At 45.2% G+C, this 14,765-nt stretch carries 11 protein-coding genes and 1 tRNA gene; 2 read left to right on the forward strand and 10 right to left on the reverse strand.

All coding sequences use genetic code 11. From position 1 onward, the window contains the following. Positions 1 to 179 precede the first annotated feature (179 nt). The 7 genes from VGD82_RS10175 to VGD82_RS10205 all read right to left on the reverse strand — a co-directional run bounded on the left by VGD82_RS10175 (position 180) and on the right by VGD82_RS10205 (position 5,270). A tRNA-Met gene (locus tag VGD82_RS10175) sits at positions 180 to 256 on the reverse strand. A gap of 158 nt (positions 257 to 414) precedes the next feature. Then, the gene (kdsB, locus tag VGD82_RS10180; RefSeq protein ID WP_331020292.1) at positions 415 to 1,200 is read right to left on the reverse strand and encodes a 3-deoxy-manno-octulosonate cytidylyltransferase; all 786 of its coding nucleotides are present in this window, start codon (positions 1,198 to 1,200) and stop codon (positions 415 to 417) included. Next, positions 1,184 to 1,366 carry a Trm112 family protein gene (locus tag VGD82_RS10185; protein WP_331020282.1) on the reverse strand — a complete coding sequence of 61 codons (183 nt, stop codon included), beginning with the start codon at positions 1,364 to 1,366 and terminating at the stop codon, positions 1,184 to 1,186. The genes kdsB and VGD82_RS10185 overlap by 17 nt, the downstream gene beginning before the upstream one ends. Continuing rightward, entirely contained in the window at positions 1,367 to 2,371 is a 1,005-nt protein-coding gene (gene lpxK, locus VGD82_RS10190; protein WP_331020283.1) for a tetraacyldisaccharide 4'-kinase, read from the reverse strand. Between the two features lie 11 nt (positions 2,372 to 2,382). Then, positions 2,383 to 4,155, reverse strand: coding sequence for a lipid A export permease/ATP-binding protein MsbA (gene msbA, locus VGD82_RS10195; protein ID WP_331020284.1), 1,773 nt, complete (start codon positions 4,153 to 4,155; stop codon positions 2,383 to 2,385). Positions 4,156 to 4,219: 64 nt separating this feature from the next. Further along, a complete protein-coding gene (locus VGD82_RS10200; RefSeq protein ID WP_331020285.1) occupies positions 4,220 to 4,636 on the reverse strand; it encodes a biopolymer transporter ExbD in 417 nt (138 codons plus the stop codon). A 28-nt stretch (positions 4,637 to 4,664) separates the two neighbouring features. Beyond that, entirely contained in the window at positions 4,665 to 5,270 is a 606-nt protein-coding gene (locus VGD82_RS10205) for a MotA/TolQ/ExbB proton channel family protein (protein ID WP_331020286.1), read from the reverse strand. A 270-nt stretch (positions 5,271 to 5,540) separates the two neighbouring features. Here VGD82_RS10205 and VGD82_RS10210 point away from each other — a divergent pair, with 270 nt between their 5' ends. Both VGD82_RS10210 and VGD82_RS10215 read left to right on the forward strand, forming a co-directional pair. Then, positions 5,541 to 9,233, forward strand: a complete 3,693-nt coding sequence (locus tag VGD82_RS10210) for a PAS domain S-box protein (protein WP_331020287.1) — start codon at positions 5,541 to 5,543, stop codon at positions 9,231 to 9,233. A 10-nt stretch (positions 9,234 to 9,243) separates the two neighbouring features. Then, positions 9,244 to 10,242: a two-component system response regulator gene (locus VGD82_RS10215; protein WP_331020288.1), complete on the forward strand. Its 999-nt coding sequence runs from the start codon at positions 9,244 to 9,246 to the stop codon at positions 10,240 to 10,242. 55 nt (positions 10,243 to 10,297) lie between these two features. Here the strand turns inward: VGD82_RS10215 and VGD82_RS10220 are convergent, their stop codons facing one another. From VGD82_RS10220 to VGD82_RS10230, 3 genes are read right to left on the reverse strand one after another with little or no spacing between them, the layout of a single operon-like run. Further along, complete coding sequence (locus VGD82_RS10220) at positions 10,298 to 12,682, reverse strand: DNA internalization-related competence protein ComEC/Rec2 (RefSeq protein ID WP_331020289.1); 2,385 nt, start codon at positions 12,680 to 12,682, stop codon at positions 10,298 to 10,300. 3 nt (positions 12,683 to 12,685) lie between these two features. Then, the gene (lolD, locus tag VGD82_RS10225) at positions 12,686 to 13,372 is read right to left on the reverse strand and encodes a lipoprotein-releasing ABC transporter ATP-binding protein LolD (RefSeq protein ID WP_331020290.1); all 687 of its coding nucleotides are present in this window, start codon (positions 13,370 to 13,372) and stop codon (positions 12,686 to 12,688) included. Further along, positions 13,365 to 14,633 carry a lipoprotein-releasing ABC transporter permease subunit gene (locus VGD82_RS10230; protein ID WP_331020291.1) on the reverse strand — a complete coding sequence of 423 codons (1,269 nt, stop codon included), beginning with the start codon at positions 14,631 to 14,633 and terminating at the stop codon, positions 13,365 to 13,367. Before VGD82_RS10230 ends, lolD begins: the two co-directional genes overlap by 8 nt. Positions 14,634 to 14,765 lie beyond the last annotated feature (132 nt).

Genomic DNA, 14,765 nt, shown 5'->3' on the forward strand with positions numbered 1-14,765 from the left:
TGCTTCATTCACAAGCACCCACACTTATCAGTTGTTATATTGTTAAAGAACTTTTCGTTTCCGTCGTTACGCTTTGCGTTAACGAGGTGCGCATTATACAGAGCTTTTACCGCTCGTCAACCTTAATTTCGTAATATTTACCAATTAAAATTAACTTATATAACACACTATAAAATACTTGGTTGCGGGAACAGGATTTGAACCTGTGACCTTCGGGTTATGAGCCCGACGAGCTGCCAGACTGCTCCATCCCGCGTCCGGCTCGACATCACTTAATGCATGTTGCGTCGAGAGGTGAGACTATAGCAAAGGCAGATGTGTTCTGCAAGAACTATTGTGAGAATTTATGATAAAAACGATCGACTAATTTAGCCGGTTTTGGCAAATTCCATATAGATTAATGACTTAGTCGTTTTAATCCATTAATGCACGGACGCGCGCCAAATCACTTTCAGTATCCACACCCGCCGCAGGCGCATTATCTGAAACGCTTACTGCAATTTTATAGCCTTGATATAAGACACGTAATTGCTCTAAACATTCAAATTGCTCTATCGCCGCTGGCGCAAGGTTAGCGTACTGCTTTAAAAAACCAGCACGATATGCATAGATACCTATATGTCTATAAGCAGGTATACCTGACACCAACTCTTGCGTACTGCTATATGTATCTCTAGGGAATGGAATAGGTGCGCGGCTAAAATACATAGCATAACCATTCACATCCATCACCACTTTAACTACATTAGGATTAGTAAAGTCTGACTTTTCTGTAATTGGATGACAGGCTGTTGCCATCACAGCGTGATTACTAGCCGACAAGGTTGTAGCAACTTCAATAATAAGCTTGGCATCAATTAGCGGCTCATCACCCTGCACATTAACCACAATCGCATCATCAGACCAGCCTTCAATAGAGGCAACCTCAGCAATACGATCTGTGCCGCTCACGTGATGAGCATTTGTCATCACTGCTGCATGATTATGCTGACGAACGGCAGACGCAACCCGCTCATCGTCCGTAGCTACGATTACTTGTTTAGCGCCACTCCCTTTTGCGCGTTCAGCCACCCAGACCACCATTGGCTTGCCCGCAATATCTAATAGAGGCTTACCTGGCAATCGGGTACTTGAATAACGCGCAGGAATTACTACATGAAACTCCGGCACTGCGTCTGAACTACTATGCAATTTCTTCATCATCCGCAAGTTTACGTGCTTCATCTTCCAGCATGACAGGAATACCATCACGTACAGGGTATGCCAAACGTGCCGATTTAGAAATCAGCTCATTAGTTGCCCTGTTATAAACCAAAGACCCTTTAGTGACTGGGCAGACTAAAATCTGTAAAAGCTTCGCATCCATTTAACTTCTCAATTTATCTAGTTTATTTAATATGACTGCCATTAACTGCGCATCAATCTCTGCACTCACTGGCAACACCCAAAAATTAGGCTGGGCGAATGACGTACATTTAACCGCATCTTTTTCGGTCATGATGACAATATCCGTTTCAAGATTCTGAAAATCCTGCGCACTGTATTGATAATGATCATTATATGCTTTGCGTTTAAAATTCAAACCCATCGCACTTAATTGGTTAAAAAATCTATCCGGATTACCAATGCCAGCAATTGCCGCCACAGTTTTTTCTATGAAATCTGCTGGTGTTGCTAGTGATTGGCGGTTGATAAGGTTATAGAAAGACGTCGCTTTCAATTGCATTGCAATAACCGGCGGCGTAACAAGTGTTTTTAAATTAGTTGCTAAGCCATTACTCACAACTGCATCGACTGTTTTCAATCTGCTTTTTGGCTCACGTAGAGGCCCTGCCGGCAGCAACGCGCTATTACCAAAGCCTTTTGCGCCATCCACCACCACCAACTCCACATCTCTTTGCAAAGCGTAGTGCTGCAGACCATCATCGCTAATCAGAATATCGCACTCGGGGTGTGCTTTCAACAGTGCCAGGCCAGCCTCAACTCGTCGCGCCCCAACAAACACAGGGCATGCTGTGCGTATAGCAATCAAAACCGGCTCATCACCCACCGCATTAGGGTTACTTGTGGGCGATACAGATGCAACACCAACCAAGTCACTACCGTAACCACGGCTAATAACCCCTGGTTTATAACCGGCCTGCTTTAACTGCTCCGCTAGCCAAATCACTACTGGGGTTTTACCTGCGCCCCCTACATTGATATTGCCGACAACAACAACTGGGGCAGCAAGGCGGTGACTTTTTAAAAAGCCGCATTTGTAGAGGACGCGCCTAAAAGCGGTGATGAGCAGGAACAACCAAGAAATAGGCAATAACAGCAAATGCCACGGCGTAAAAGTAAGCCACTGCTTCTGCAACCAATTAGCCATTACGTTCACACTTATGCGCTAAATTGCTTTTGATATAGCTTTGCATAGTAACCGTCAAGCGCCATCAAGTCTTGATGCGAGCCAGACTCGACAATACGGCCATGCTCCATCACCATGATGCGGTCTGCGTTCTCGATTGTGCTTAAGCGATGAGCAATCACAATACTGGTGCGGTTACGCATCAACTCATCCATCGCTTGTTGTACATGCTGTTCAGATTCGGTATCTAGTGCGGATGTTGCTTCATCCAGCAATAAAATTGGGGCATTTTTAAGAATAGCACGTGCAATCGCTAGGCGCTGACGCTGGCCACCTGACAGCTTCACGCCTCTATCGCCAATTTCATTTTGCAAACCATTCGGCAATTGCTGGATAAACTCCCAGATATGCGCTGCTTTTGCTGCGGCAATCACCTCATCTTCAGTGGCACCACGCAGCACACCGTAGGCAATATTATTGAAGATAGTGTCATTAAACAGAATAATATCTTGGCTCACCAACGCAAATTGCTGACGCAGGTTTTTAAGCTGTATGGTGCTGCAGTCAATACCGTCTAACAACACAGCACCCTGCTCTAACGCATAAAATCTAGGCAGCAAATTCACTAGCGAGGTTTTTCCGCCGCCAGAGCGCCCAACCAACGCCACCTTCTCACCCGCCTTGATACTAAAACTCAAATTATCCAATGCCGGTCTAGGTGTATCTGCATAATGCAAGGTCACATTTTTAAACTCAATGTCGCCTTTTGCTCGCTCTATCGTTAAACTCCCCTTATCCACTTCAGGCTGACTGTCGACCACCTCAAAAATACTTTGCGCCGCGGTCAAGCCGACTTGCAGGTCTTCGTTGGCCGCCGCGATATGTTTAATAGGTGAAATCAGCATCAGCAAAGCGCCGACAAAAGCGGCAAACTCGCCCACACTAAAATTACCAATCGCATAGTAAATCACTAAACCCAAGGCCAAAGCTGCGAACAATTCAACAACAAAGCTGCTGAGGCCTGCAATACGCGCTACCCGCAACTCTACTTTTCGGTTATTGGCGATAATCTGAGCAAAACGATTAAATTCGAAGTCTTGTGCACCAAAGATTTTAACGATGCGCTGCCCGGCAATGGCCTCTTCAGCAGTTTTAGTCATTTCACCAACGCTATGCTGCACCTGCTTGGCGTTTGACTTTAACTTAGGCGTCATCTTTTTTAAGTACATGGCAATAAACGGTAGCACTACCGCAAAAATTAGGGTCAAGCGCCAATCTAGATAAAGCATATAGCCAATCAAGCCCACTACGGTTAATGCATCGCGCAACACGTTCATCCAAGAGCGTGTAGTTGCAGTTGAAAGGCGCTCTACATCATAGGTAAACTTAGAAACCACAGAACCAGCTGACCTTGCATCAAAATACTGCACCGGTAACAACATCAGTTTGGCAAACATTTCTCTACGGAAATCTTCAACCACGCGCCTTGCAACAACGCGCATACAGTAATCTGAAATAAAGCCAGCAATGCCTCTTGCCACCATTAAAGCAACTACCATCAACGGTAATAATATAGTTTGGCTTTCTGCCTTTTTAGCAAAGCCTTCATCCGTGACTTGCTTGATTAGCGCCAGAAATGCGGTATTACTGCCAGCCAACAACACAAGCGCAATAATACTCACCATGAAAATGTATTTGTACTGCCACGCATAATGAAACAAACGCAAATATAAAACTTTTGCGTTTGGGATATGCACTGCTGCGTTGATTTTAGATTTGGATTTTTTTGGATTTGAGTTAGACATGGGCTAACGTCTATTTAGAATTGAAAGAAAATGCAAAAGGGTTGAGTGTTTAAACTCAAGCCCCTTATTGCACTTGTGTGGCAAATGTAATTTTTGAGTAGCCTGCTACTCGCGATGCTTCCATCACATTCACTACGGACTGGTGCGTAGTGTTCGCATCAGCATTAATTACGATAGTTGGCTCTTGAGTGCCCGCCTTTGCCGCAGCCTGTAATGCCGCACTAATTGCGGCTACCGATCCGTCAGCCAAAGGCTTACCATCAATCAGGTATTTACCTGTAGCATCGACAGCTACTTCTATCGTCAACGGTTTATCCTGAGGTGCATTTGCCTCGGCAGTTGGCAAATTAATCTGCAACTCGTTCGTGCGTGAAAATGTCGCGCTGACAATCAGAAAAATAATGATCACCAACAATACATCAATCAACGGGATAAAGTTGATTTCAAGCTCTTCGTGTTTTTTCCCACGCTGAAAATCCATTTAGTGCTTCCTTAAACTATCGCGCTAATTACTGACGCTCGCCATGAATAATTTCAACCAACTTAATGGCCTGCTGTTCCATCTCAATCAGCAACGCATCTACTTTAGTGCGGAAATAGCGATAGGCAATCATCGCCGGCACAGCGACTACGATACCAGCAGCAGTATTATACAAAGCCACTGAGATACCACGCGCGAATTGAGCAACATCATGCCCTTGCGTAGTAAACGCACCAAACAACTCAACCATACCGATCACAGTACCCAACAAACCAAGCAAAGGTGATACGGTTGCAATGGTACCCAGTGTAGAAAGATATTTTTCCATCTGGTGTGCGACTGCACGTGCGGTTTCTTCAATCGACTCTTTAGTCACTTCACGTGAATTTTTAGCATTAGCTAGCGCCGTTGCAAACACGCGACCCAATAGTGAATGCTGCTCCAGACGATTAATTGTATCTTTGGTGATACCGCCCTTAGCCAACCAAGCCTGCAACTCCGGCAATAGATTTTTAGGAGACACTATGTTCTCGCGCAACGCAAAACTACGCTCGCCTATAATTGCTACAGCAATAACTGATGCAATAACAAGTGGCCAGATAGGCCAGCCAGCAGCTAGAATGATTTCCCACACAGTGAAATTCCCCTTAAATCAAATACTCAATAAAATTCTGTGACAAATGCCTTAATATCAGGCCCAGCGATACTTTAGCTTGTCATGTGCTTTTGGGCAAGCGCTAGCATCACCCATTAAATTATTGATACACAATTTATTGGCTTATCTGTATTGTAGAGCTTAGAACAATTAACAAACTCGCAGGCTGTAAAAAAACATTAAAAGTCATATCCCTAGTATTATTTAGATGAACTAAGTACACCTGCATTAATTTAAAGCTAGCATCGAATGATAGAATTATTTAAATCGTACATCGTTACAGACGATAGCCTTGCATCACTCTTAAGCAGCACCTACGAGCCATGGCTAATCGTTCTGTCTTATGTGATTGCAGTATGCTCTTCAATCTTAGCCTTTCAGCTACTAAGGCTGGCAAAAGACCAGTCATCCGCCATCAGCAAGCCAATCTCTATTTTATCCAGCTCTGTTTCGTTAGGTGCAGGCATATGGGCAATGCATTTTATCGGCATGCTTGCGCTTAACATCTGCACTGAAGTCAAATACAACCCATTCATTACAATTTTCTCAATGCTGCCTGGTACCCTCGCCTGCTATTACGCATTGTATTTATTGTCTGAGGACAACTTAAGTCATAAACGTATTATTGCGGGAGGCGCAATCGTAGGTGCAGGCATAGGCCTAATGCACTATACCGGCATGCTCGCCATGCAGATGAATGCGCTGTTACGCTTTAATCTTAACTGGGTGCTTTTATCCATAGTCGTTGCTATTTCTTTAGCCACTTTATCTCTTTGGTTAGGGGTAGTTCTCAACAATCAAAAAGGTAAGCTACCTAAGTCTACTGGCGTAGTTATCAGTGGCTTGGTGATGGGCAGCGCGATTGCTGCCATGCACTATACGGGCATGGCTTCAGCCCGATTTATTGGAGAAAACAACACCAAGCTCCCTGATGTGTTTGATGGACATGCAGTGTCTATGTCATTAGGCATCACTTTAGTGACGCTGTTAATTGGAATATTAGCCGCCTCAGTGAATGCACTAGCGAGGTACAAGCAAACCTTAGCGACACTGCAAGCGAGTGAAACCAGACTTTCTACGATATTAAATACTGCTATCGACGGCATTATCACCATTAATACCAAAGGCGATATATTGTCTTTTAATACTGTTGCTGAGCAGTTATTTGGCTGGAAGGCAGACGAAGTGATTGGGAAAAACATCAATATACTGATGCCTAACCCACACCATTCCAACCATGATGACTATTTAAAAAACTACCTGAAAAGTGGTCAGGCCAAGATTATAGGCGTAGGCAGGGAGGTGGAGGGCTTACGCAAAGATGGCTCACTGTTCCCGATCCGGCTGGCGATTGGCAAGGTGGTGTTAAGTAACGAAACTTTGTTTGTAGGCTTCATCACCGACCTAACGCCACGTAGAGAAATGGAAATCGCCGTCAGAGAAAAAGACGAACAACTGCAATCAATGATAGCGAACATTCCTGGCATCGCGTTCCGTTGCAATTACGACAACAACTGGAGCATGCAGTTTATTAGTAACCGCGTATTGCAACTGACAGGCTGGGAGGCACAAGACTTTCTGGATGGAACGATACATTTTCCTAAAATCACAAACCCTGAAGACTCAGCTAGAATTCTTCCCACAGTAGAAGCTGCTGTCAAAAATCACCAACATTACAATGTGGAATACCGGATCACCGACCGTAATGGCGAAGAAAAATGGGTAAGTGAATTTGGTTCTGGCATTTATGATGAGAATAACAATATTACGATGTTAGATGGCGTGATTATTGATATCACAGAATCTAAACGCAGAAACGCGGCATACCAAGGCATTGTGAGAGCGATTAACTATTCCACAAGTATTGCGGAGTTTTCTGTGGATGGCTATATCTTAACTGCAAACCAAAACTTTCTTTCGCTATTAGGCTACACCTTAGAAGAAGTTATCGGACTGCATCACTCTATCTTCTGCTCTGAAGAAGATGCTAAGTCTGCTCGATACAAAAAAAAATGGAAATCACTACGCAACGGTGAGTTTGTACATGGCGAATTTTTACGCCTAGGTAAAGATAAACGCGAGGTATGGATTAATGCGTTTTATAGCCCGGTGAAGGATTTTGATAACAAAATAAACAAAGTCATTATGTTTATGATTGATATTACTGAGCGCAAAAAAATGGAGAACGACCTGCGTGATGCAAAAAACATAGCAGAGCAGGCCGCCAGTGTTAAATCTACCTTCTTGGCAAACATGAGCCATGAGATCAGAACCCCAATGAACGCAATTATTGGGTTTACCGAGCTGATGCTGGACACAGAAATGAGACCGGATCAGCAAAGCTATGTGTCCACCATCAACAACTCAGCTAAATCGCTGCTGCATTTACTCAATGATATTTTAGATAGTGCCAAACTAGAAAAAGGCATGCTGGAGTTAGAGTCTTTCGACTTTTCCATGAATGAGCTTGTAGACAGCGTTATTTCTACGCTTTGGCTACAAGCCCGCAAAAAAGAGCTGGATTTACAACTGGAAATCAGCGAAGAAGCCACCGGTTACTATTACGGATCGGCCCACCGCATTCGCCAGGTTTTAATGAACTTACTTGGCAATGCCATTAAATTTACCGATGCTGGGTCAGTAAAGCTTAAAGTCTACGCTCAAGCTCCGGATACTCTTTGTTTTGACGTCATCGACACGGGGATTGGCATTGCAGCAGATAGACTAGACGCCATATTTGAGCCATTCACTCAAGCAGATGCATCTATGAGCCGCCGCTTTGGTGGGACCGGGCTAGGGACCACCATCAGCAAGCAACTGGTGGAAGCAATGGGCGGCACCATCAGCGCGTCCAGCCAATTAGGCCACGGCAGTTGCTTCAGCATCAGCCTGCCATTGAAGAAAGGTGAAGAGAAAGAACAATTAACCCTAGACTTGGTGAGCAAGCTACCGCCTATGCGCATATTAGTGGCAGACGATATTGCACAGAACCGTGAACTGCTAAAAATCATCTTAATCCGGGATGGGCACGAAGTCACATTGGTTAGCAACGGTGAAGAGGTGCTTGAGCAGTACGCAAACCATCCATTTGATATCATCTTAATGGATGTTCAGATGCCTAAGGTAGACGGGCTAACGGCCACACGCAGAATCCGCAGTTTAGAACTGGAGAACAATACGCCTAGAACACCAATTATTGCCTTAACCGCTAGCGTGCTTGAAGAAGACAGAGTGGCCGCAAAAGAAGCTAGTATGGATGGCTTTGCCACCAAGCCGATTGAACTGGCAAACCTCACTCGAGAAATGGCGCGCGTACTTAATATAAGCGACACACTTGCACCCCAAACAATTAATGAAAAAGAGCCATTAGAGGCAGACTTCCGTGCTGATCGAGGCATTGCGCTTTGGGGTAGTGAGCAAACTTATTATGCGCAGTTGAAGCAATTTATTCAGCAGCATACACAGGCTATAAATGAAGTAAGACATGCAGTCGCAACCAATGACTTTACTTTACTAAATGGGTTGGCCCACGCACACAAAGGCGTAACTGCCAATTTATCCATCACCAAACTTCAGCGCATTTATGGCGAAATTGAATCCGCCGCCCATCATCAAAATCAGAAACTATTGCCCTCACTGATGAGTCAGTTAGAAACCGCATGGCAATCATTAAACAATACAATACAAAATATAGTAACTGCAGAGGTTCATGACACGATAAGCAATAATGATCAATCGGCTAGCAAAATACTGGCATTATTGCATCAGCTTAGAGAGCTGACAGTGAAAGCTAGGCTTGATGACACACTGATGCAGGACATCAACACAGCTATGCCTGCTAATATGCAATTAGAGCTGAGCATGGTTGGCAATGCCTTGAACGAGTTTGAGTTTGAACAGGCACTGATGGCGATTGATAAACTGATTGAGAAGTTAAATTAAAGAGTTGACTATGAAAACACACCCATCTCAATTGAATCCAAAAGTTCTCATCGTAGATGATGAGCCGTTTAATCTGAAAGTATTAAAACAAATACTACAAGACAATTACAGATTGAGCTTTGCTAAGAACGGGCTAGACGCGTTAGAGCTGGCAAAAACTGAGCAACCGCAGCTTATTTTATTAGACGTGATGATGCCGGACATGACAGGTTTTGAGGTCTGTGCAAAACTTAAAGCTGACCAAACTACGCAAAATATTCCCGTCATTTTTGTTACCGCGCTCAGTGATGAAAATGACGAAGCAACGGGGCTAACACATGGTGCCGTTGATTACATCACCAAACCGGTTTATCCCGCTGTGGTTAAAGCACGCGTAAAAACACACTTATCATTGGTAAGAGCAGAAAGTCTGCAAAAAACACACCTAGAACTGATTCAACGACTAGGACGAGCGGCAGAATTTAAAGACAATGAAACGGGATTGCATGTACTCCGCATGAGCCACATATCACGTATTCTTGCAATAAAGTTAGGCTTTAATGAGGCATTTTCTGATGACTTGCTTAATGCAGCACCGATGCACGACATCGGGAAAATCGGCATTCCAGACCATATCCTACTAAAACCAGGCAGGCTAGATGATGATGAGATGAATGTGATGAAACAGCACCCACAGATCGGGGCAGATATTTTAGATAACTCATCGTCCTCTTTAATACAGCTCGCGCACTCTGTTGCACTATACCACCATGAAAAATGGGATGGCTCAGGCTACCCTCACGGGCTGAAAGGTGACAATATCCCTATTGAGGCTAGAATTGTAGCGGTTGCGGACGTATTTGATGCGCTTACCAATAAAAGGCCATACAAAGAGGCTTGGCCAGTTGAACACGCTTTAGAGGAAATACAAAATCAAAGCGGACGACATTTTGACCCAGAGGTAGTCAATGCATTGACAGATAGCCTGGAGGAGATTGTGACGACTATTGCAAAATGGAAAGAGCTATAAGTCAGCAAGCACAATCAAGCAAACGCAACTAAATGTAGCACACACTTCCCTGCTGCTAAAAAACGGCATGCCAATACCGCTTTTGCTGATATCTCCATGCTGCAACTTCAATCTGCGGTGAGGATTGTTTTTTATGGAAACTCAAAGTAACCGCACCGTGATAATCTGAACGCATCACTTTAGTATCTATTGCTAGATACCTTGAGACAACCTCCGACCTCGGGTGCCTAAATCTATTTAAGTAACCAACGGTGAAGATGGCGATGCTAGGAGCTACCGCTTGAATAAAATCAGGTGTAGAGGATGTTTTACTGCCGTGGTGCGGGACCACTATAACATCGCTTTTTAATATAGCGCTATCCTGGCCTTGATATGTGGCAAGCAAAGCCGACTCTGCCCTGCGCTCAATATCCCCCGTAAGCAACAAGCTACCTGATGCACTGGTCACCTTTAATACACAACTGCAGTCATTATCCTTAATTTCACTGTATTCATAATCCTGCAAACTGGGGTGCAGCACTTCAAAATCCACACCATCCCATTGCCAGATCTGCCCTGCGTAGCACTTCATCTGCTCGGTATTAGTCGGTATCAATGTGGTATCCGGCATCGAACTGGCAAACCATCCAACTGGCATTAATGCCAACACCGAGAACATGCCGCCACTATGGTCATTGTCATCATGCGTCACAATAAAGCCGTCTAGTTTTTGCACACCTTCACCCTGCAAGAATGGCACAACAATTCGGCTGCCGGCATCGCTTTGTTGGTTAAATTTAGCGCCCGCATCATAAAGTAAAGTATGCTGCGCGGTCTGCACCACCACGCTGAGGCCTTGCCCTACGTCTAACACCGTGACTTTCATATCACCCGGCATGGGCCTATCCGGCTGCAAGAACAGCATAGGCAATAAGCCAAACACACCCAACCAGCGCATAGGCCAACCTCTAGGCAGTAGCATCCACACCACACCTATCAATGCTGGCGCTAGTGTCCATAATACGGGCGCATGCTGCTGCCAAACCGCAACCGGCAATTGGTTCAGCCATTGCAAAAAGACTACACAATAATGCAGCAGGTAATAAGCTAGATGTAGCGACCAGTCAATTGGCAAAAAGCTACCCAATAAAGCAAGCGGCGTGACAAAAAAGCTAATTATCGGGATTGCAACGGCATTTGCCAGCGGCGAGATAATAGATGCCTGATGAAACAAGATTAACAACAATGGCAGCATGCCGATTGTGACTGCCCATTGCGTTCGCAACGCAATTTTTAGCCAATGTGGCTGCGCCACTCTCGCACCCATAGCAAAACTCAACAGGGCAACTGCGCCAAAGGATAGCCAGAAACCAGCAGCAATCACAGCCCACGGGTCGATTAACACAACGATGAATAAAGCAAACGCCAAAACCTGCGCAATCACAAAGCGCCGCCCGCTCCATAATGCTGCACCAAAAACCATCAACATATACAAAGTACGTTGCGTTGGTACCGAAAAACCAGCAATCAGCCCATAGACGAGCGCGGTAATCACTGCGGCAAAAGTTGCAGCTTTACGCGTTGGAATTTGATTAGCGAAATGCGGAATGCACCGCCAAACAAAGCTCACCAAAGCAAACATCAACCCTGAAAGCATGGTGATATGCAGGCCAGAGATACTCATCAAATGGGTAATGCCGGTGCGTAAAAACAACTGCCAATCTTGCACCGCAATCTGACTATCATCTCCCATCACTAGCGCTTGTATCACCCCACTATATTGCTTATCGGCCAGCACGTTGGCAATACGCAACTTAACAAGTTGGCGAATGCATTCAACCACGTACTGCGGCTGCCAAACAAACCCTTCTAGCATGGCAGGCTTGCCTTTTACACTACCGTTAGCACGGATATTCTCAGCTAATAACCATGACTCAAAATCAAAACCATGCGGATTCTGTGCGCTGTGCGGGCGCTTAAGCTTGGCCGTCAGTTGCCAACGCTGACCAGGCTGATAATCCAATAATTGGTCGTCCTCTTGCATTTGGGTTAGGTAATCACGTTTGCGATAAACGCTGAGCGAGATATGCTTGGGAACAACTGCATTTTTAGTGATTACACGTTCAACCGTAAAGTTAAAACGTGCGCCCTGTTCAGTCAGAGTGGGCACACTTGCCACCACGCCAACTAGTTCTATAGGCTTATTTTGCCATTCGGCAGGCAGCGCATCAGCAAGCCGGAGGCTAGCAACAGCAGCAGCCCAAAAGAAACCCAGCAGCACGGCAATTAACAACCAAAACGACTGACGAATCTCTGCAATATATCTAAACTGCGCGTTACGAAGATAAATGTTGATGCAAGCAAAAGGTAAGATTAATAGCGACCAGATCAAATCTGGCAGCACTGGCATTTGCTGCAAACAGAATGCACCTAAGACAAATCCCAGTGCAAAAACAACCATGTGCTACAAAGTCACCAACTGACCGTCAATCAGCTTGTAGCGCCGCTGCATTTTTGCCGCCAGTTCCAAGTCGTGCGTTACCACGATCAAGCTTACTTTTTGCGTTTGGTTCATTTCCAGTAGCAAATCAAACACCGCATGTGCTGTGTGCCGATCCAGATTACCAGTGGGCTCATCGGCAAGAATACATTGCGGCGCAGTGACCATTGCACGCGCTAAAGCTGCACGCTGGCGCTCACCTCCAGATAACTCACCCGGCATATGCTCTAAGCGATGTTTCAGCCCGACTTTTTCCAGCATTTCACTCGCGCTGGTAAGTGCTTGCTCCCGCGCAACACGGCGAATCAACAGCGGCATGGCTACGTTTTCCAATGCTGTAAACTCTGGCAACAGATGATGAAACTGATACACAAAGCCCAAGGACTGATTACGCAAATTACCTTTTTGTGCTTCAGATAATTTTGCAAGATTCTGGTCCAGAATATGCACATCGCCACTGCTAGGAATATCTAGCCCACCCAGCAAATGTAGCAAAGTACTCTTGCCAGAACCTGAAGCGCCGACAATAGCGACTTGCTCGCCAGTATTGACGCTTAAATCAATGCCATTAAGTACTGCAACGTCCAGGCCCTGATAAGTTTTATATAAATTCTGACATGCAATTACAGGCTGTGAAGTCTGGCTACTCATAACGCAACGCCTCTGCTGGGTTGATTCTACTGGCTTTAAAACTCGGGTAGAGCGTTGCTAGTAAACTTAAGAAGAATGAAACCGTGACAATAGTGGCAACATCCGACCAGATTAAATCGGATGGTAAATCACTAATGTAGTAAACATCTTTAGCCAAAAACTGCACGTTAAACAGGCCCTCTATAAACGGGATAATGGTATCGATATTGAGTGCAATCAAAATACCAAACAACGCACCTAATGCGGTGCCAATCACGCCAATCAATGCACCTTGCACGATGAATATTTTCATAATGCTGGCAGGGCTGGCGCCAAAGGTACGCATAATGGCAATATCAGCGCGCTTGTCCGTCACAGCCATTACTAAGGTGGATACGATATTAAAAGCAGCCACCGCCACAATCAGCGTCAGAATAATAAACATAACGCGTTTTTCCATTTGTACTGCGCGGAAAAAATTAGCATGCTGGCGTGTCCAGTCTGATACGTAATAATCACTACTTCTATTGGCTTGGACATTGAGTTGGTCAGAAATATGCGCTGCCACAGTCGGTGCATCAAACAAATCAGCAAGTTTTAATCGCACGCCAGAAACCTTATCGCCCATCCGGTACAACTTTGCGGCGTCATCTAGATGAATCAGCGCCAAACCAGCATCGTACTCATACATGCCAATTTGGAACAGGCCAACCAAGGTAAATTGCTTCAAACGCGGGACCACCCCGGTAGGTGTGAACTGCCCTTGTGGCGCCATTAGAACCACTTTATCGCCAATTTGTGCACCTAGCGCCTGTGCTAAATCTACGCCTAAAATAATGCCGAACTCTCCAGCGCGCAAATCTTCCAAGCGGCCTACTTTCATGTGCTTGCCAAGGTCTGCCACTTTATCTTCTGCGCTAGGAATCACGCCGCGTACGATTGCCCCTTGCACGCCTTGATCATAGCTCAACATAGCTTGTGCGCTAATGTAAGGAGCACTCGCCTGTACATTGGGCTGCCTGGCAGAAAATGCCGCTACTGACTGCCAATCTGTGAGCTGATTACCACCGCCCGTCACCTCTAAATGCGAGGCTACGCCTAAAATACGGGTACGCAGCTCTTTTTGAAAACCATTCATCACCGAAAGTACAACAATTAACGCCGCCACCCCAAGCGCAATGCCTATCATACTGGTCAAAGAAATAAATGAAATAAAGTGATTTTTGCGCTTGGCGCGTGTGTAGCGCCAGCCGACAAATAATTCGTATGGTAAAGATTTCATAGGGCAGATTTTAGCAGGCTTCTAATCGTTATCTAGTGTTATCTGTTAAAATTCCAATTATGTTTACAGGAATCATTCAATCAGTCGGCGCAATCACGCAAGCCAATCCCGTTGGCGCAGATATGCATCTTT

It is taken from the genome of Methylotenera sp. (genome assembly GCF_036401095.1).
Classification (GTDB): Bacteria; Pseudomonadota; Gammaproteobacteria; order Burkholderiales; family Methylophilaceae; genus Methylotenera.